This is a genomic window from Paenibacillus sp. NPDC057934, from assembly GCF_042887565.1.
Lineage (GTDB): Bacteria > Bacillota > Bacilli > Paenibacillales > Paenibacillaceae > Paenibacillus_AQ.
On record NZ_JBHVPB010000011.1, the window covers coordinates 123,017 to 144,109 of the forward strand.

Annotated in this window: 13 protein-coding genes and 1 riboswitch; of the genes, 3 read left to right on the forward strand and 10 right to left on the reverse strand. The window is 49.8% G+C overall.

Annotation, left to right across the window (positions count from 1 at the left end; all coding sequences use genetic code 11):
* Positions 1–10 precede the first annotated feature (10 nt).
* A complete protein-coding gene (locus ACFVRY_RS23975; protein WP_387502812.1) occupies positions 11–712 on the forward strand; it encodes an AIM24 family protein in 702 nt (233 codons plus the stop codon).
* Positions 713–719: 7 nt separating this feature from the next.
* On the opposite strand, the gene ACFVRY_RS23980 is transcribed toward ACFVRY_RS23975, so the two are convergent.
* The 6 genes from ACFVRY_RS23980 to ACFVRY_RS24005 form a co-directional block, all read right to left on the reverse strand.
* Positions 720–1,634 carry a methyl-accepting chemotaxis protein gene (locus tag ACFVRY_RS23980; RefSeq protein ID WP_387502813.1) on the reverse strand — a complete coding sequence of 305 codons (915 nt, stop codon included), beginning with the start codon at positions 1,632–1,634 and terminating at the stop codon, positions 720–722.
* Positions 1,635–1,661: 27 nt separating this feature from the next.
* Complete coding sequence (locus ACFVRY_RS23985) at positions 1,662–4,142, reverse strand: EAL domain-containing protein (protein ID WP_387502814.1); 2,481 nt, start codon at positions 4,140–4,142, stop codon at positions 1,662–1,664.
* Between the two features lie 130 nt (positions 4,143–4,272).
* Positions 4,273–5,424, reverse strand: a complete 1,152-nt coding sequence (locus tag ACFVRY_RS23990) for a response regulator (RefSeq protein WP_387502815.1) — start codon at positions 5,422–5,424, stop codon at positions 4,273–4,275.
* Positions 5,402–8,491, reverse strand: a complete 3,090-nt coding sequence (locus ACFVRY_RS23995) for a hybrid sensor histidine kinase/response regulator (protein ID WP_387502816.1) — start codon at positions 8,489–8,491, stop codon at positions 5,402–5,404. Before ACFVRY_RS23995 ends, ACFVRY_RS23990 begins: the two co-directional genes overlap by 23 nt.
* Before the next feature lie 347 nt (positions 8,492–8,838).
* A complete protein-coding gene (locus tag ACFVRY_RS24000; RefSeq protein WP_387502817.1) occupies positions 8,839–9,294 on the reverse strand; it encodes a Dps family protein in 456 nt (151 codons plus the stop codon).
* A gap of 322 nt (positions 9,295–9,616) precedes the next feature.
* Positions 9,617–11,089 carry a potassium/proton antiporter gene (locus tag ACFVRY_RS24005; RefSeq protein WP_387502926.1) on the reverse strand — a complete coding sequence of 491 codons (1,473 nt, stop codon included), beginning with the start codon at positions 11,087–11,089 and terminating at the stop codon, positions 9,617–9,619.
* A 194-nt stretch (positions 11,090–11,283) separates the two neighbouring features.
* Between ACFVRY_RS24005 and ACFVRY_RS24010 the strand changes: the two genes are divergently transcribed.
* A complete protein-coding gene (locus ACFVRY_RS24010; protein ID WP_387502818.1) occupies positions 11,284–12,420 on the forward strand; it encodes a GNAT family N-acetyltransferase in 1,137 nt (378 codons plus the stop codon).
* A 227-nt stretch (positions 12,421–12,647) separates the two neighbouring features.
* Positions 12,648–12,872, forward strand: a complete 225-nt coding sequence (locus ACFVRY_RS24015; protein WP_387502819.1) for a hypothetical protein — start codon at positions 12,648–12,650, stop codon at positions 12,870–12,872.
* Between the two features lie 158 nt (positions 12,873–13,030).
* On the opposite strand, the gene ACFVRY_RS24020 is transcribed toward ACFVRY_RS24015, so the two are convergent.
* From ACFVRY_RS24020 to ACFVRY_RS24035, 4 genes are all read right to left on the reverse strand, one after another.
* Positions 13,031–15,577 (reverse strand): discoidin domain-containing protein, encoded by a 2,547-nt coding sequence (locus ACFVRY_RS24020; RefSeq protein WP_387502927.1) that lies wholly within the window; start codon positions 15,575–15,577, stop codon positions 13,031–13,033.
* A 183-nt stretch (positions 15,578–15,760) separates the two neighbouring features.
* Complete coding sequence (locus tag ACFVRY_RS24025) at positions 15,761–17,269, reverse strand: glycosyl hydrolase (protein WP_387502820.1); 1,509 nt, start codon at positions 17,267–17,269, stop codon at positions 15,761–15,763.
* 177 nt (positions 17,270–17,446) lie between these two features.
* Complete coding sequence (locus tag ACFVRY_RS24030) at positions 17,447–19,075, reverse strand: glycosyl hydrolase (protein ID WP_387502821.1); 1,629 nt, start codon at positions 19,073–19,075, stop codon at positions 17,447–17,449.
* 10 nt (positions 19,076–19,085) lie between these two features.
* Positions 19,086–19,166, reverse strand: a riboswitch (cyclic di-GMP riboswitch).
* Between the two features lie 166 nt (positions 19,167–19,332).
* Positions 19,333–20,706 carry a sugar phosphate nucleotidyltransferase gene (locus ACFVRY_RS24035; protein WP_387502822.1) on the reverse strand — a complete coding sequence of 458 codons (1,374 nt, stop codon included), beginning with the start codon at positions 20,704–20,706 and terminating at the stop codon, positions 19,333–19,335.
* Between the last annotated feature and the right edge of the window lie 387 nt (positions 20,707–21,093).

The window sequence follows — 21,093 nt, forward strand, 5'->3', positions numbered from 1 at the left end:
GGAAGGCCGGATGAATATTGATGTTCAGGATGAAGGCAACAACAGTGGACAAGCCCTGTCCTTCTCCGTCAGTGAAAATGAAACGGTACATGTGCTGCATCCCCAGCAGATCATCGCTTATCAAGGGCCTTCGTCAGGCCGGGCGGACCGGCTGATGGATGTGAAAGGGATCTATCGCAAGCGTAAACTGATCCGTTCCGATATGTCCGGCCCTTGCCGCTTCGTAGCGGCACTACCCCCAGGCTACCGGGTTAAGACGCTCGAACTGGAAGGCAACAATGATCTGCTTTACGATTTCAGACACCTCTTCTACTACAGCGAAGGCATAACCATGCAGACACGCGTGCTCAGTATGAAGAATATGTTCATCACACGTGACATCGTTAAGATCAAATTCTCTGGTAGAGGAAGCATCGGCATTCTAACGGAAGGCACAGTATGCGAAGCCGAGCTGCACCCTTATGAACCTCTGTATGTAGACGCCGGCAGTATTATTGCTTACCCTGAGAACGCCAAGCTGGAGCTTACCGTGTATGGTAATCATCTCGCCAGCCAGCATATGAGCTATCACTGGAAAATGACTGGCCATGGACCCGTGCTATTTCAGGCTGGAGTTCAAAACCGGCGTTTTGAACGGGACAACAACGATGACGGGATTATTAAACGTTTCTTGCGGGAAGCCCTGCCGTTCGGAGGCGTCTTCATTAAGTAGTCATTTCTCAGACGATATGGGTCACATCACCCGCCTTGGAATCCAACTGCTGCGCAGAGGATAGAATGTTGCTGAACTCATTCATGGCAACTTCAATCTGCTGCTGGCTCAGGCTCACGTAATGCTGTACCTCCGTCGTCCCTTTGGAGATTTTCGTTATTTCCCGTGCAATTCCCTCAACACTGTCTCTGATCTCAATGATGGACTCATGGGCCCTATTCGACAGTTTCCTCACTTCCTTGGCGACTACATCAAAGCCCCGGCCATATTCTCCGGCATGTGCGGCTTCAATAGCGGCATTCAGTGACAGCAGTTGGGTCTGGGAGGCGATGTCACGAATCGTCTGCACCACTCCCTGTATGGATTGTGCTTGTGCCCGCAAGCCTGCCAGTGTTGCTGTATTATTGGAGGATACGCCCGCAATCACAGAGATACTGTCTAGCAGCTCCTGGCTGCGTTCAATTCCCTGCTCGGCACGAGCATTCAGGCTGGTGGACATCTGCTTCAACTCTTCCACAACTGTGGCGATATGATTTTGACGATTCGTAATATTGGTCGCAATCTTGCATACTCCCAGCATATGCTCGCCAGCATCATCATAGATTGGCATGTACGTGGCCTCTAGCCAGATAGGATGACCTTGAGCATCTTTACGTTCAATCTTGTCCTGAAAGCTTGTGCCACCAATGATGCTATCCCAGAATTGTTCATAAGCAGGACTGTCCGTGAATTCGGGAAAGCACAATTCCCGGTGCAGCATCCCCTGCATTTCTGCTGGTGTATATCCCATGGTGTTGGCGAATATTTCATTTACATACGTCACCCGGCGCTGCAGATCGAAGCGGATCATCGCCAGATTACGATCCAGCGCCTTGATTATATTTGCTTCATTGATTGAATTCTTAAGTTGTTCAATAGTCATTTTCAATCTCTTCCTCCATACCTCAAATCAAAATGATTTGTTAGCCTCTGCGCTGCTCCATTCATTCAGCCCTGCCCGGCTTGGGACAAAAAACTGCTGCTCCACATCGTTAGCGGATAAAGGACGGCTGTAAAAATACCCCTGAACTTCATTGCAATCCTGTTCGGCCAGGATGTCCAGTTGTGCTCTGGTCTCAATTCCTTCCGCAATGACGTCCATATTTAACTGCCTCGCCATCGTAATGATCGTGGAGACAATCGCTTTATCATTTGAATTCACAGCCAAATCCTGAATGAAGGAACGATCGATCTTCACTTTATGAATCGGGAACATTTTAAGATAGCTGAATGAACTGTAACCTGTGCCAAAATCATCCAGACTGATCCGAATACCATATTCAGTCAGTTGATTCAGAATATCGAAGGATAGCTTCGCGTCCATCATCATGCTCTCTGTAATTTCAAGTTCCAGATATTGCGGGGAAAGTCCTGTCTCTGACAGAATCTGCTTAATCTGTTCTACCAAATTGGGCTGATGGAACTGCTGAGAGGACAGGTTTACCGCTACTGGAACTACGGGCCCGCCAGCTTGGTGCCATTCATGCATTTGGCGACAGGCTTCATACAGCACCTGATTTCCCAGCTCCATGATCAGCCCTGTCTCTTCCGCCAGCGAGATGAATACATCGGGCGACAATAATCCGTGTACAGGATGATTCCACCTCACCAGTGCCTCAACGCCGACCATGTGGACATCACCTGTCCGGATCTGCGGCTGGTAGTACAGCACAAGTTCCTTGCGCTCCAGCGCTTTTCTCAGATCGGCTTCCAGCTCCATTCGTTCCTGGAGAACAGCATACAACTCCACGGAATAAAACTGATGACCGTTTTTCCCATTCTTCTTAACTTCATACATCGCCGTATCTGCATTCTTCAACAGCTGTACGACATCTTGACCATGCTCCGGGAAGAGCGCAATCCCAATGCTAGCCGTGACGTAAAACTCATTATCCTTCAAGTAATAAGGTTGTCCTATCTCCTGAATGATCTTATCCGCCAGAACTGCGGAGTTCTCCACGTCCGTATCTGGATAAAACAATACTGCGAACTCGTCTCCTCCCATGCGCGCCAGCATCGCCTGTCCACTATTTACAATTCGCAGAATCCGGCTGCTGACTTCCTGTAAGAAAAGATCCCCATAGATATGCCCCAGTGAATCATTGATTATCTTGAATCGGTCGATGTCCATAACCATCACGGCGAAGGGCTTCTGATCCTGACTTCGGACTTCTATCATTTCCGATATGGTCTGATTGAACTTACGCCGGTTAGGCAGACCCGTCAATTCATCATGAAATGCGAGATAAAGATGTTTCTCTTCCGCCCGTTTCTCTTCAGTAATATCGCGCAGGATAATGTAGTTCCCCACTACCTGTTCATCCACAATGACAGGCGCCAGTACGACACTGACATGAATTCTGTCGTGACTGCCATGCCTGAGCACAGTCTCGTAACGCACAGCTTCACCATCAATCGTTCGCAGGAAGAACTCCCGGATACGTTCCTGTTCTTCTTCGACGACCAAAGTCAGGAGTGATGATGCGGGCCTGTGCCTGAATTCCTTCTCCTGGACGCCGGTTATCCGCGCGGCTGCAGGATTGATACCGATAATCTTTCGGTGCAGATCGATGGAGACAATACCGTCCTGATTGTGTTCATAGAGCGACCTGTACCACTTTTCATTCTCCTGTTTCTCTAGCGCCTGTTTGGAAAATAGCCTGGAGATGTAGAGTCCGATTAACGATAAACCCAGCGTAAACAAGGTACCGGCAGCGATGATATAACCTAACTTTGTCTGGTCCAGGATCTGGCTTAGGGGCGACAGCATTCGATCCGCAGACGTTTCTGTCTCATAATGGGCTGCCAGCATCCCGGTATAATGCATACCAGCAATTGCTGCTCCCATAATTAAAGCACTGCCAAATTTCTTTATAAAACTACTGCGTCTACCCTGCTGGACAAAATAAAGGGACAGCCATAACGCAGTAATGGATGCCACAAACGCAACCAATATAGACAAAGCCACATAGCCGATGTTATACGAGATATTGACTTGCATAGCATACATGCCGATGTAGTGCATGGCTGAAATGCCGAATGCGAATAACGAGGCACCCCCAAGCAATTGACTCATGGACAGCTTTTGCCTGCCCAGAATTAACAAGGCCACGAAGGATGCCACAACTCCTACTACTACCGAGAGAAGTACAACCGACAGGTCATAGTAGACAGGAAACGGCAGCTTCATGGACATCATTCCAACAAAATGCATGGACCAAATCCCCATCCCCATGACAATGGAGCCGAAAAAGTGCCATAGCCAGCGCCTTCTTCCCTTGGTGTTGTTAATCCCCTCCGCCAAATCCAAGACGTTGAATGAAGCAGCAACCGCAATGAGATAAGAAATGGTCACCAGCATGTAATCGTGCGAACTGTGAATATGATTCATCGTTAGGCCTCTTATTTTCTTAATAATTACCAACATTATAAGGGATCGACTTGAAAGATTTCTGAAATTGTATCCCCATGCCAAATAGACCCGCTCGCCAAACAAGTGGGTCTAAAACATAATGCATCCACTATTCCGTGTTAGCATCTCCCGGCCCTTCCCGTTTCCACGCCTCAAACCATCGCTGCACCTTCGGATGTGGCACCATATCCATATCCCGCCGCAGCATTCCGGACAGCAGTCCGTACTGGTATTCAACCGAACGCCGCTCCCCCATGACGTTGTATAGATGCATCAACTCGAAGTAAATGCCCTCTTCATTCGGCAGCACCCGTTGAACTTTAAGATACAGGGACACTGCTTCCTCGTACTGCTGTGCATCCATATAATAACCCGCCAGCTGACGGATATGCCTTACCCAGAGGACACGTAGTCTTGTCTGCTCCATCTCAGCCCATTCATAAGCATAATCTCCAAAGTAGTCTCCCTTGTACAGCGAGGCAATCTGTAAGTGAGCAGGCAATGTGGATTCATTCAGAGCCGGCGCCATGGCCATCTGTTTCTCCCAAAGCTCAATATCCACTACGGCGCCATTCAGTTCAAGCATGTATCCTTCCTCCAGATTGGATATCTGGATATTAATATACTCGGTCTGCAGTTGCTTGCGAATCTGGTAAATGGCTGTGTAGAGCTGGGTTACACCACGCTTCCAATCGACGCCCGGCCACAACCGTTCCAGTAGCACTTCCTTTCGGACAGGCTTGCCTCTATTTTGAAGCAAAAAGCAAAACAGCTCCTGAGCCCTGAATGTTTTCCAGCGCACAGTTGCTGGGGGCTCTCCGGCTCGTTCAAACTTCAGGGGACCGAAGCAATGAATTTTAAATACCGGGTCGGTTGCGAGAGCTGTACCGGTTGCGGTTGTGGTTACGGTCGCGGCCAGCCGCGAAATCGTCTTGGACAACCGTTCCGTCTGGAGCGGCTTCAGGAGATAATCCAAAGAATTCAGCTCGAAGGCTTTGACTGCATATTCATCGAAGACCGTGACAAAAACAATGTGTGTATGTGGAAGCTGCTGCAAAATATGCTCGGCCAATTCAATTCCGCTCATCTCGGGCATCTCAATATCCAGAAAAACAACCTCCGGTTGTTCCTGGAGAATATGTTTCAATGCCTGCTTTGGGCTTCTGAACGTTCCAATAATCTCAATTTCACTTAAACGCTGCAGCTCCTCCGCCAGATGTGTCAGAGCAAGGGGTTCATCATCGATCAATATGGCTCTCATGGATACCCACCTTTTCGACCGGAAGTCGGATTTGAATTTCTGTTCCCTTATCAAGCTCGCTATGGATGAGGAGTCCATATCCGAATAGCTGCTTGAGCCTACGATCAATATTGCGGATACCTATGCCACCTTCTCTAGAGTCCGTGTCAAGCAGATTAGCTACTGTCTCTGGGGTCATTCCTATCCCATCATCCTTGATGGAGATCCAAATGTACTCGATGTCACGACTAACTACAATCCAGAGGGTGCCCCCCTCAGACCGGCGCATGATCCCATGCCGCACTGCGTTCTCCACAAGCGGCTGAATCGTCAGCGGCGGAATCCGGAATTGGGTGGATGTGGACAGCTCGATCTCGAAATTTAGCCAATCCTCAAAGCGGACCTTCTCAATATGAAGATAGGATTGGACAAGCTTTAATTCACGCTCAAAGGGCGTCAGCGGTTGAGAACTGTCAAACCGGAAGCTTTCCCGCAAATAATGCCCTAATTCGGCCAGCAGTTGATTCATCTGCTCCGGTCTACGCTTGCTCAGCGCAGCGATAGAGTTTAGGGTATTAAACAGAAAATGCGGCTTGATCTGCGCCTGCAGGAAACCCAGCTCCATTCGGATCCGTTCAGTCACCGAGCGTTTCATCTGCACAAGAGTGCGGACACGGACACGCAGTTCGGAAGCCTCAATCGGTTTTTTCAAAAAATCATTAGCCCCGGCCAGGCTCGCTTCAATCGCCTGGTCCGCATGTCCCGGGGAAGTCAGCAGGAGAATCGGTAGTTCGAACAATGTATATTGCTCACGAATGACGCGGCAGATCATAGACCCTGTGGTGCCTGGCAATGTACGGTTAACAATCACCAGATCTGCCTTGGATAACTCGTGGAGCCGGTCCCTCAACTGCTCGGGGTCTCTGATTACGGTAATCCGATGTTGATCCTGTGCAAGGATAGCACGTACTAGTCGCAAATTCAGCACATCATCATCGATCACAAAAATACTGCCTTCAGAGAAATCCATCTCGCAATCCTGATCCTTCTTATGAATGTCCCAAGGGCTGTCCATCATAACGGCGTCGTTCTTAGATTCAAGCGTAGGCAGGCCCGGGATTAACGTATCCTCTTCATTCCTCCCCACCAATGGGAACGTCATAATGAACGTGACCTCCCGGTCAAATTCCGTAACAATCCTTGACGTCCCCTGATGCAAGTCAACTAGTCTTTTAATCAGAAACAGACCGAGGCCATCATTGCTCTGCATGAAATTAGAATCTGCCGCCTGGCCCCATATCTCCCTGACCAAAGCTTGTTCTACAGAGGTGATCCCTTTGCCATACAAATATATCCGGATTTCGGTACATTCCTCGTGGGAAGTTCCATCAACGGTAATGGCTCCCTCCCTAATGAGCTTGATTCCCTGCTGAAGAAATCCTGTCAAAATCTGATATAGCCGCTGCTCATCTGCAATCATCGGAGACATCGTCTTCTCAATACGATTGGTAATCGTAATCGAATCGTTATAGATCATGTAGCGGGTATGCTCCATAACCTCATCCATCACTGCATACAAATCCACTGGACGAAGATTTAGTCTTATCTCCTGCTCCTGCAGACGGGAGAAATCCAGCAGATCATCAACCAACCGCCGCATCGTCCACCCTACAGATGTCACTAGCTGCAAATCTGCCCGTTGCTCCGCCGTCAGCCGCTCATCGGAATGCAATCTGGCATCGGCAATGCTAATGACCGCATTCAGCGGTATCTTCATCTGTTCCGATACACTGGCAGTGAAATCATTATTTAACCGCTCCATCCGCTTGATCTCGGAGGTCAGCATCTTCAGCTTGCGATAGGCTAGCAGAAATTGATGCATAAACATCAGGATGAAAAAGCTTGTGAACAGGAGGATCTGCAGGAAATACCAGAAGCCGATATGATTAACGCCAATCTGCACCAGCATGTTGGAAAAACAATGCGCAGCAAATAGGAAAAACGACAAAAATTGATACACACTATATCGGTCTTCATTCTTCATCGCACGCAAAAGGATAAATAGAACATAACCAAAAACGGCTATCGTTTCGAAAATTAACACTGGAGTCAGCCGGGTTAATACCGATAACGGAAGTCCTAGCATCAGACCAATAAACAGGATATTAATGATGATAATTCCACGTTTAACCCGCTGACTTGTCCCCATATTCTCCTGAGTATACACAAACATAAACATCCAGAAGGTGATGCTAAGGATAGACAGCCAGTAGAGTATTAACATCATGCGGAATGAAATTCCCGGCCAGATCGTAAATATCCATCTCGTCCCTTGGAATACGACTGGAAAAATCAAGCTCAGGAAAAACAGCGAAATATAGATCCACCCATTCCGTGGCGCTTGAAAGTGCATAAACCCGAAGAAAAAACTTAAAAAACCAAAGATAACAACGATACCGAATTCCAAAGCGGCATCTCGCTGCTCTCCTTTATACAAGGAATCCACCGTACCCATCTGAATGGGGAGAATGATTCCCCCACTGGTTGCAAAATCATAGTTAGCCACCTGGACATACACATCCAGAATGTCACCCTTAAGTTCAGTATGCGATATGTATGGTGCGACACCGGACTTGTAGCCTTTGATCTCTGGAGAAACAATGCCCTTGGCGCCAATCTCCCGTCCATCTACAAACAAACGATGAGCTGTACGGATAAGCGGAACCCGAAAGCCAATCTCATCCTCACTCTCTTCCAGCAGTACCTGCAGCCGATACGTGCCATATCCCAATGCGTTCTTGTGAAAAACAGGGTCGACGGCTTTCCTCCAGTTTCCAGGCACCTGAATGAAACGCATATTAGAGCCTGTCGTCTCTTGCTCTGTCCCGGTTAGGAGTTGCCCAGGATAGAACATCCACTCTCCTAACAGAGCAGTACTTGCACTGTTCAGACCTTTCCCTGAGCGCAAATCCAGTACGCCTTTCCGGGCCACCACCTGACCTTGGGACTGGAGACAAGATAAAAGAATCAGCCCAAAAAACAACGCAACAACACCCACTACAAACCATCTATATTTTTCACGACTCAATAGGCTAACCCCATCTAGTAAAATATATTTATCGTATGTTTGCGTACTTATGAAAGTATCGTAACACAAATAAAGGGTCTATTCATTAACAGACTGCACCATAATATACTGTCAACGGCTCTCGAGGTGCTGTCTGGAATAAGTTGCTTACCTTGAAGTTAACCCCAATAACTATATTGTAAAAGTCGCTACTCATAAAATATCTTCATTGCATCTCGTATATCTGTATATGCCCTCGAATCACGACAACCTTGTTATTTATACTTAGGCGCAGCAAAAAAACACCCATGCGCGTTAACCTGCGCAGGGCGCTTACTTGTTTATATATAGGAATTACAGCAGCAGTCTTAGCCGAGATAAGCGTTCAACATCCAGGCGTGCTTCTCTACACTGCTTCTGATGCCAATCAGCAGGTCCGCTGTAGGCTGGTCGCCAAGTTCTTCCGCAGCACTAATCGCTTCCTTGCTCTCTTCGGCGATGGAAGCAAAGTCCTTGACCAGCTCTGCTACCATATCATGGGCGTTCTCGCCACCACGTGCTTCTTCCAATCCGGAGAGGGCTAGGTATTGCTTCATCGTTGAGGCAGGTTGTCCACCAATGGCCAACAAACGTTCCGCCAATTCATCCACATATCCGGCAGCCTCATTGTAGAACTCCTCAAACTTCTCATGCAGCGTGAAAAAATGCGGTCCGCTCACATACCAATGATAATGATGCAGCTTCACACCAAGCAGGGTCCAGTTGGCGGTCTGACGGTTCAACGCAGCTTGCAATTCCGTTTGATTCTTCAATTGTGTGCTCATTAATAAAACCTCCCAAAGTTATTTATTATATTTAGACTCGTTCTAAATCTATATTTAATTTAACACATCTTTAAACCTTTTGCAATCTATTCTCCTAGGCGGGCGTTTCACTCCTACAGTTCCAAACTTCCCCCTTCGTTCCTACTCGCTTTGTATTACTTTCTTTTGTTTATCCTGTACAGAACCAAACGTAGCATAACCACTTATTCATCGCATATTATTTGCGTCACACTAAAGAAAAATCCTTCCATTTTCAAAGCAAATTGGCACTCCCCCGATTGATTCCCTCATCGTGGATGAAAGCCAGGGACAGCAGTCCAAGCTATACCGTATGTTCCCTTGCCGCCTTTCTCGGACCGCACCGGAAAAGAGCCCGCATCTCCTCCCGCTTGGCCTTCGGACTGAGCACATATACCGTATCCCCGGGTTGGATCGTCGTGCTGCCATGCGGGGTCACGATGTTCTTGTCACGAATAATGGCCGTAAATAGAATATCTTCCGGCAGTCCCATATCAGCGATCTGCTTGCCGGCAATGGGCATCAGTGAGTCGATCCCGATGTGATTGAACTCGCAATCCGTTCTTCCTAAGGCCACCAGCTCCATAAGCGAAGGCTGAGTGTTATCGTCCTGTCCGATAAGCTTCAACCTTGAGGCCAGGGGAGAAATCGTCGTCCCCTGGATAACTGCAGAGGTCAGCACAACGAAAAAGACAACATTAAAGAACAAACGGCCATGATCAAGGCCAGCCAGCAGCGGATAGGTAGCGAGTACAATGGGGACGGCCCCGCGGAGACCCGCCCAGGAGATCAGCGTCTTCTCCCGCAGGGAGAACTTGGCGAACATCAGGCTCAGAAATACCCCGATGGGCCTCGCGACGACCATCAGAATGACAGACAGCAAAATACCCTGCCAGGCGATAGAAGACAGCTCCTCTGGGAAAACAAGCAGCCCCAGCAGAATAAACATGGCAATCTGCATCATCCAGGCAAACCCGTGATTGAAATTCATAATGGTCCGGTGATACACCAGTTCAGAGTTGCCTAAGGTAAGGCCCATAACATAAACAGCTAGCAGACCACTGCTATGCGTCAATGCCGCCATCCCATAAGTAAGCACGGCAAAGCCGATGGCCAGCACCGGGTAAAGCCCCGAGGATTCCAGGTTAATTCGATTGATTAGATAGACAGCCAGCTTGCCGAGCAGAATCCCCAGCAGTAAGCCTAGCCCCATTTCCCATACAAAAGAAAATATCAAACTCCACCACGCCGCATTTGGATGCTGAATCCATTCAATCAGTGTTACCGTCAGAAATACAGCCATAGGATCATTGCTGCCTGACTCTGCTTCCAGCGTAGAGGTAAGGCGTTTGTCGATGTTTTTGCCGCCAAGCACGGAAAAAACAGCCGCTGCATCCGTTGAACCTACGATGGCCCCAAACAACAGACTTTCTGTCCAGGGGACATCAAGGACAAGTCTGGCAAATACGCCAACTACACCGGTAGTCACGAGCACGCCAATTGTAGATAACGACAGGGCAGGCCAGATCACAGGCCGGATATCCTTCAGACTCGTCTGCATGCCGCCCTCGAATAGTATGACAACCAGGGCAAAAATACCGGCAACTTGTGTCAGTGATGCATTGTTAAAATAAATGAAATGGCTCAGGACCATTCCTGCAGCAATAAAAAGCACAAGCGCTGGCATGCCAAAGCGTGTGGAGAACTTGGTAGACAGCACCCCAATCAGCAGAAGCGCCGCCAGCAACATAATAACTTGATCCGCCAGATGACTCATCGAGATCTTCACACCCCTCCTGTATTCGGCAGGCCGCACGGCTGCGGCTGTATCCATCCATTATTACCCGCATATCCGTCTACTTGAGACACTTGGTAGTATGGACAAGACTGGATATTAAATCTCACTGTCCTTATACTTTAATTATTAAATTCCACCGATTACTTCATTCCATACCAGGGGGCAGACTATAAATGCAACTAAGATTAATCAGAAACAACGAGCTAGATCAAGCCGCGGCACTGGCAGACGCCATTTTCCGAAATGAGGGTGATCTCTCCATGAAGCATCTGTTCCTGGCGATCTTTCAGCCGGGAATCAGCCATTCTTATGGTGCTTTTACCAGTGATGGTACACTGGCAGCATTCATGGGGCTTGTCCCCTCTGTTATTAAGAGTGGGGAAGCGCTGCTGGAGGTCTTCTCCATTGGGGCAGTATGTACTGCCCCGGCTTATCGGGGCGTCGGCTTGGCCGGACAGCTGCTGAAGCTGTGCCAGGCCCATGCGGCCAGAGCCGGAGCGTCACTGATCTTCGTGTCCGGCGACCGCTCCCTGTATGAACGCGCGGGCTGCGTACCCTTCGGAGCAGCCGTGCATGCCGAGCTGACGCAGGACTCGGCACAAGCCCTTGCCGCTGCAGCCGGGAACGCTTGGACGCTGCGGCCGATGCAGCCGGGCGACCTGCCCGCGGTCAACCGGCTGCTCCTGTCCCGGCAGGCCGGACATGTCCACAGTCCGGCCGAGCTAGGTCTGCTGCTGGGCGCCGCGGCGTATGCGGGTGTGCTGGGCTTGCCCCAGCGCACCCTCGTCGCCGAGCGGGACGGCAGCATCGAGGGCTTTGTCGCCGTTGCGGTGCCGGCGGCGGGCGATGGCGCCGGGGCTGGGCGGCCGGCGGCGGACAGTGACGCCGGAGCCGGGCGGCCGGCGGGAGTGAGTGACGCGCCGAACCAAGGGACGGTGCTGGAATGGGCCGGGCGGCCGGAAGCGGTAGCTGCGCTACTCGCCAAGGCCGCCCTGTGCACGGGCACCGGCAAGCTGCAGGTGCCCGTGCCATGGCAGGAGCGCAGCCTGCTGTCGCTGCTGCGCGATGCCCGCGCCGCTGTGACGAGCGGCGCGAACAGTGGCACGGTCTGCATCGCTGACCGTGGGGCCTTGCTGCGGCAGACCGAAGCGTTCCGGACCAGCCGGAACATCGACCTCTCCGCCGCAATAGATGACCGCGGGCTGATCTCGCTGCTCTTCGATCCCGCCAGCCCGCTTCTCTCGGCTGGAACTCCGGAAGGGGACGCTACGCTGCCCCTACCTTATTTGGCCGGGCTGAACTTTATTTAAACAGGGACAAGGCCACGTTGTCCCTTCATTCAATCCAGCGTGCTAAATACAGCACAGGCGTGATGACAAAAACGAATAAGCCTCCGATCCGCTTAATCTGCGGATGGAGGCTTGTTTGTTTTATTATAATGATATTTAAAACGCATCTAAAAACACAACGTCATTTCGAAAATAGACATCGACATCTAGATAACACGCTCTTTTGTCCTAAGGCATAAAATGAGCCCTTGATTTACAAGGATTACACTCCTTCAGATGACAATTCCACCGGAAAGCCCAACTTTACTCCACAGGGCATGGGAATAACGGGAATGATTCCTGTTAATTTGATTAAATCTTCTTCTTTTCTAAAGATAACTGGAAAAACTCCCGTTAAATCACTTCTAATCCACCCAATGACGGAGAAAAGAGGCTTTTTAACGGGAGAAATTCCCTTTATTTTTCACAAATAAGGCGAAAGAAAATAATTAAAGGTATTTTTTCCTGTTATCAAAGCCCCTCTTATTCTCGAACGTGATGCCTCAAGTTACACCCTTGTATAGCAAGAGTGTTCCCTAGCCTGAATGTTAGACTTTTAAGTTCGTACTATATAGAATAATTTCAAGTTGCTCTAATCTCTTGAGTAAATTTGCAGCTCATGAATCGACCAGTAATTTCCTCCACTGCCTGTCTGCAAAATCTTCACATAGCGCGCCCTTTTCGGAGCAAAAGTAATGGTCGTTGCTTCTGTTCTGCCTTTGCCCGAAGCAATCCTGCTCCAGTCCCCGCCATCTTCCGAGACATAGACTTCATAACCTCTAGGATAATCATAGGGGGACAAAGTATTATCAAGATCCAGTCTCTCAATGCTGTGGACCTCGCCCAGATCCACCTGATAATACTCTCCAGAGGCTTGGTGTTTGCCCGTATCCCAGCGGGTTCGGCGATCACCGTCAAAAGCGCTTCGCGGATTAGATGTCCCGCCGCTTGCGTTGGAGGAGGCTTGCCATCCGCTACGGTCCAGCGGCACCAGTCCGGTAGCCGTGATCTGTACGGGCTCCGACATTACCGTGGAGCCAGTAACACGCACCCTGTAGGTATAGAGAGTGCCCTCCCGCAATTTAACATCCGTATACTGCGTGCTCTGAACACCAGAAGCGATGACCTGCAGCGCACTGCCGGTACCTTCGCCTCGCAGCACTTCATAACTTGCACCCGGCGCTTCCAGCCAGTTTAGCTGAACGGCTGGGCCCTTGAGGGCAACGGCCTTCAGATTCTGTGGCGCTGACGTTTTCACCTCAGCTGAAGGCTGCAAAATATATTGCACACCCTCCCCTGGCGCCAGCGTCTCCTTGAAGGACAGTACCGGAGATGCTTTTTTCCCCGTTACATAACTCCGTGCTTCTTCATAGGTATTCCCGTTGCCGAACCGCTCTCCCTCATAGACTACCGCCTTCGGCATGGTCACATTCACGGACACCGTCTGCACCGTGTTCTCGAAATTCACGAGGTTCACCAGCACCTTGTTCGAGGTCGCGCCACTACCGGCAAGCGGGTCCAGCGTGGAGGTATCTACGGCACGGACGTAGACAAGTTTATCATCCAGAGCTGCTTTATTCGTAACCTCATAGGTCAGCGGAGCCCCGTGTGTAGCATAGGCCAGACTCAGACGACGCATAATGCTGACCCGGGAGTCCTCATTATTTTTCGTATAATAAATCTCTGTCTTGGCAGGGTCATGCTCTTCTAGATTAAATCCGTATTTGAACAGGCTGAAATCCTTGAAAAATGCAGCGTGCTGGATGAACATATCCGCATAACCGATATGCGCCCGCATTATCCGGTCGAATACGGCAGCCGTTCGTTCGGTCGCGCCATATTGGTAGGCATCCACATGACTGTCTGAGGTTCCAAATTCGGTAGTCAGCATTTTTTTGGCCAGACCGTCCGCAGCTCCGCCAAAGGTTTTCAAATTTTCCGTGAAGCTCCCGCCGTTGCTGAAAATATATGAATCGCCATAAGAATGTCCATTCGTCAGATCCGTTACTTGTTCTAGCTCCAGCCGCTGCCCAGGATCTCGTTCCCACCCATCCGGGTCTCCGCACTCACGTACTCCCCCCTTCTGGTTACCGCAGGAGTTCTGCTGGTATTCCGGCCAATACGCCCAGCCTGGGGCTACCGTCTTCAGGTACGGCGCAATCTCTTTCCCTTCAGTATTCAGCCATTGGGCGACAGCCAAGTTAACAGCCTTAGAACGATTGAACAGCCCGGGCTCGTTATCGACTTCGTAGTATTGGAAATACGGGCTATACTGGCGGAAATAATCCGTCAATTTCTTGGCCGCCTCATCAGATAGAGAACCATCGTCCTTCAGCTTGATGTCGCCGGTGTATAAATAGAGCGCAACTGCCTGCATGTTGTAATCCTTTAGCACCTTATAATAGTCCTTCATGTTAGAGCAGGACCGGCCCACGTCGCTGGCGCAGCTGGCACGCATGATGTTTCCGCTGTAGGCCACTCCCAGCCACTTCATAACATAAGGCAGATGCGCAACTGCACCATCGTCAAAATAAAACTGCTTGTTGTTCACCATCGTTCCGGTAAGCGTATAGCTTCCGTGAATCGGTTCCTTAATTGGTTCATTCAGTGACTCCAGACTAAGATCATCCCAAGTCCACCAGTTGAACTTATCCTCTGCACTAGAAGAATATAGACCGCGGGTCACCTGAAGCTTCAGTTCATTGCTCCCGACCTGTAACTGTTCCTTCGGGATGTAGAGCTCGTAGGTTTTGCGGAAATTGTATTGGTCTTCTGCTCCCGCTACACCGGCAATCTGAATAATGCCCGACAACTGTCGATTGGAAAAGACACTCATCTGTGGAACGGCTTTGTAGGCATCCAGGATACTAACGCGAAACAAGACCCCGTTCACCGGGATCTTGTCCAGTTGATAGTCGATGCTCAGTTCGGGCTCTGTCGTCCCATCCAGACCGGAGGGAATGCTCTTCAGCGACGTCGCCCTCACTCCGGAAGAAGCTACCTGAAACTCCGCTTTGGCACCGGATGAACCACTGACAGCGAATTCACGCGCCGAACCGTCATGCTGACCCAGCCTCCAAATTAAGGTGCCGTGAGGAATTACAGGACCAGTATCATTGGCGGCGGTAAGCTTCGACATATCGACCTCCACCTCACCGCTGCGCGTGCCATCCTTTCCAAACACAGAGACAGACAATAGAAATAAGACCGTCAAGGCAATAAATTTTAGTGTGGCAAGTAAAGGTTTGCGGGTTGATCTAGTTACGCTCATTCCCTTGTCCTCGCTTTCTTTAGGTGATGTGCCCTGAAAGCTCTGCTTCCATTATGGTAAGAACAATGCATTCTGCGGTACAACGGCTTCTTTCAGGTGCGGTCCTGCCCACTTCAGAGAGATGCTGGCATCTCCACGATTTTCATAATACTCCACCTTAATATCATATAAAATATCTTTGCGCAGCTTCATGCTCCCGGTCCGATCCATTCCGCTTCGGTTCTCCCAGCTGTCTATGATCAGCTTGCCGCCAACCCAGAGTCTGACTCCATCATCTGCGGACACCAAGAAGGTGTAGTCTCCACTGGATGGCGGTTTGATTTTCCCTTTCCAACGCACAGAAAAGGTATCCGCGCCAATACCTGCCGCCGGAGAGCCTCCATGCCAATTAAAATCAATCACGCTGTCTTGGCGGATAAGCACCGGCTTTCCCATCAGCTCTGCATTATTAAAGTATGCTCCGTTCAGACCATTTGTTGCAGTGAGCTTCTCAGACAACGAGGCTACGCCTACTGTACGAATATAATCATCCCTTGATACCGTATACGGACTGCCCATAAAGCTTTGAATCTGCCCGGTACTGTTGTTCCCGGTCAGCATCTTGCCCCAAGTCATCATATATACCCAGCGACTTTGAGTCTTGGACAGAATCTTCGGGTCCGGCAGCTCGCCGCTTTCGCCTATACCGATTGGCTTGCTCCCAGCCAGCTTCAGCAGGTCATCGTAGTAGGCTTGCTGATAGTCATTATTATAGATATCGGCCGCCAGCACATCGACGGTCCCGGGGCCTGGATAATACTCGCGGTAAGGTCCCGCGGTTGGTCCCGGCGCGTTCGGATTCCATACCCACAACAGATTATTCAGCTTGTGTATATGGGTAAAGCGGTCGTAAACCAGATTCCAGAGCGTGGCAAAATTGCTTTTGTCCCCCCACCAGAACCAGTCTCCATTCATCTCGTGATAAGGACGCCAAAGGACCGGCACCCCTGCGTCCCTCAACTCACCCAGATATCCGGAAATATCGTCTAGTTCTGCAATCAAGCTATTGTATTGTGGAGTACCAGGGGTAACGTAGGCATTGAATTGCTCTTGGCTCAACTTCATGGAAACATTAGACCATACTGGAGGAGTTCCCGGCAGGTTCTGATGAAAAGTCATGGCGACAATGCCGCCCCCTTCATACCACTTGATGGCGCTATTCACTACAGACTGGCGCTGCATAGCAATCTTCTCGGCAGACTGATGGTTCAAGGCCCCTAGTTCATAGCCATGAAGCAGAGCATATTTTCCACTGGCTGACTTCAGTTTATTATTGAATTCATCGGGGCTTTCAAGATAGTCATGTTGCCCGGAGATGATGCCCTGACCGCTAAGGCCCGTCAAATATTGCAGCAATCGGCGGGCCTCCGGCGAAGCCGAAGGATTGACCGGGGCTATCGCCGCTTTATCCTCGGGCGAGACGCCCGAATCGGGAACATCGCCCCAGGAGGGCAAGAGAGACAGAAGCAGAAGAACCGGAAGCAAGGTCGTAAGCAGCCGAAAATTACGGGATGGCTTCATGTGTCATCTTCCTTTTGGTAGCCGTGATATCAGTCCGGTCGTAACTAAACTGACCTTCATCTAGGTCAATCACTCTCTTCACCCGGAGGCCTATAGTGCAGTAGCCCTGCCAAAGAGCAGGGCTACCGATCGGCTGAAAAGAATCCTCATTGCTGTTATCCTTTAGACGCGTAATACCTAGATAACGGAATTCCCAGTTCCTAATGCACCCTTAAACAATGCGCTTTCCGGAACCGTCTCCTTCACCTGACTGGGGCTCCCCCACATCAGGCGCACCCGGGCATCACCCAGATTCTCGTAATACTCCACTTTAATATCGTACAACTGCCCGGCGTTCAGGGCGATGTTCCCCTGGTGCTCAGCTCCGCTCTGATTATTCCAGCTGTCAATGACCGCCTGCCCGTTGATCCATACCCGAATGCCATCATCGGATTCGGTGTAGATCTGGTAATCCTCGCTATACAGCGGTTTGATTTTCCCCGTCCAACGGATAGAGAAATTATCAACGCCGAGCAGGGCTATATCCGGTGATCCCTGCCGCCAATTATTATCAATTACTGCATCATCCCGGGTAAGAACGGCCGCACCGGAAAGCTGCATATTATTGAAGTATTCTCCCGTTAACCCGTTAGCCGTCTTATGCGTCCCCCCCGTTCCAGCATTCCCTGTAGGGTTAGATGGAGCAGGAGGCTTCGGGGTGATTGATGGTGTTGCAACTGGTACTGGAGGAGCCGGTGGGGTAGGCGTAGGTGCCGGTACCGCTCCAGCCGCAATCTTGTCTCTCGTTACTGTGTAACTATTGTTCATAAAACCTTTAATATCATCGGTGTGGTTATTATCATATAGCATTTTTCCCCAGGTCATCATAAAGGTCCATTTGCTTTGGGTCTCTCTCAGCTTGGCTACGTCTGGCATTTCCCCGTTCTCTCCGATACCGATCGGCTTCCCGGCCGCCAGCGCCAGCAGACTATCGTAATGGCTTTGTTTATAATCGTTCTCATATATATCTGCCGCGAGAATGTCTACTTTATCCGCACCCGGATAGGTCAGGGCATACGGATCAGCCCACGCATTCGGGGCATTCGGACTCCATACCCAGAGCAGATTATTCAATTTATGAACGTTAACAAAACGGTCATACATAATATTCCAAAGTGCGGCGAAATTATTTTTCTTCCCCCACCAGAACCAATCTCCGTTCATTTCGTGATACGGGCGCCATAATACGGGCACCCCTGCATCACGCAAGCTTTTCAAAGGTACAGCCACTCTATCCAGTTCGGCAATCAGGTTGTTGTACTGTACCGTCCCTGGTGTAACGTACTTGTTGAATTCCGCTTGGCTGAGACTTCTGTGGACATTGGACCAATCATAGCTAGTCCCAGGCAGGTTGGCATGGAAGGTCATGGCGACTACTCCACCGCTCTTGCTCCAGTTGATGGCGCTGTTCACTACATTCTGGCGATACCAGGCAACCTGGCTCTCATTCTGGCCACTGATGGCCCCCATTTCGTAACCGTGCAGTGCGGCATACTTACCGCTGGTGTCTTGCAGCTTGAAATTGAACTCATCGGGACTCTCCAGGTAGTCATGCTGCCCTGCGATAATTCCTTTACCGGATAAAGAGTACATATAATTAAGCAACTTTACAGCTTCAGGCGAGGCAGCGGGATTAACCGGAGTACCGGAGCTTGCAGCTCCTGCCGCAGACGGGACGATTCCCATTCCAAGGGGAAGGGCTGTCAGAAACAGAACAAGGGACAGGAGGGCTCGCAACAAACGATACTTACGGTAAGCTTTCAACATACATCTCCCTTTCGGTAGCCAGGCTGCCATTCTTGCGAAAGGCCCTGTGGCTTTGCGTCCCTATCTTTCGATAGGTTTGCCTTTGTCGAATTAGAGGATTTTTTCCTCTTACCGTAAATATCGACGCTATTTAATTATTTTTTAGTGCATTTATGAAAAAAATATCATTTTTGAGTCTTTATACCTGTTTTGTAAATTTCGCATTTGGTTAAATAGATAGTTTGTTCTATTAAAATCCCTAACACCGTAATCCGGTCCTAGGAGATAAACTGATGCAGCTCAATATCTTCCCAATTCAGAGTGATACGGATATTATCTTCCTCCACCAGTTCAGAGCCTGTCTGCACTTCAATAAACTCCACATCCGTCAAAGCCAGGATGGCATGCTTGGTGCCCTCCGGAATACGGACCACATCGCCCGCCTTCACGTTGTGCATTTTCTCATTCAGAACAATGCTGGCTTCCCCACTAATAATAGTCCAGATCTCACTGCGTTTGCGGTGCAACTGGTAGCTGATATTCTTCCCTTGTGAGATGCAAATCCGTTTCGTCAGCACCTCATTGCCTTCTTCATATTTCACATAATCAATGACACGATAATGGCCCCAGCGACGTTCCTCGTACATCGGGCGCTGATCAAACGACTTCAGCACCTCTTTGATTCGTGGGCTTTCCGCCTTATGGGTTACGAGAATACCATCAGGACTGGCAGCGATAATTAGATCTTTCGCCCCAATGACCGTTATAGGAATATCCAGTTCATTCACGAGGCAGGTGCCTTCGGAATCAGCTGTGACAACACCTTTACCAACATGATTACTGCTCATCTCTTCCGTCAATGTATTCCACGTGCCAAGGTCCTTCCAGAAGCCGTCATACGGCTGCACAACAATCCGCTCTTCCTTCTCTACTACTTCATAGTCAAAACTGATGGAGGACAGCAGCTTATACTGCTTCTGCAATTCCTCATAGTTGAGAGGCAATCCTTTGCGTTGCAGAATATCCAGCAGATACCCGAGACGGAAAGCAAACACGCCACAGTTCCACAGCGCATTGCGGCTGATTAGCTCCTCGGCCTGAATGCGATCCGGCTTCTCCTGAAAATGGCTTACCTGCATAAAACCGCTCGCCGCAGGCTCATCGGAGGTCGGGATGATATACCCGTATTTCTCCGAAGCATGCTCAGGCACCACACCCATCAGCGCCAGATTTGCGCCACTCTCCTCTATCGTATGTTCAAGCTGGGCTACGGTTTCGAAGAAAGAAGCCTCAACATAAGGGTCCACTGGCAAGATAGCCACCGTCTCAGCAGGCGATACACCCGCCACGGTATATAAATAAGCCGCCGTCAGCGCAATAGCCGGGAAGGTATCGCGGCGCTCCGGCTCAACGATAATCGGCACATGGCCTCCCAATTGGCTCTGGATCATTTCTACCTGCCCGCGGCCTGTAGCCAGATAAGACGAATCCGCGAGTCCAGTCTCTTCGAGCTGTCTCCACACTCGCTGCACCATCGATTCCGGCTCACCTTGCGGGCTTTCCAGTACCTTCAGAAATTGCTTCGAACGTGAATCATTGGACAACGGCCAGAGCCTCTTACCTGAACCACCTGATAAAAGTACCAGTTTCATATGTGAACCCTCCTCATTCGTATGGTAAACAGAAACCAATTCTTACTTGCTGTATATGCGATATAGAAAGGCCGATTGAGCCTCTATAAAGTAATCCCGGTAAAACAGACTCCAGCACATCGCTCGCTTAAGGGTAGTCTGCATGATGAATCTTTTAACGCCAAGATCGACCTAATCATTCGTTTCTCTCGCCTGTATTTCATAAGCGAATAAACAGAGAAAGTTCACAAGAAGTGTTAGGATAAACGTATTGGCGGGTAAAATAAATAGATAGTGATAACTCGGGTGTACTTGCTGTGCTAATCGAACAAAGTGTCGTTGGGACGTACTAGCTAGCGCTCATCGGTTAAAGTCTCGCTGAGTGGATTAAGTGGTATCAACGGTACT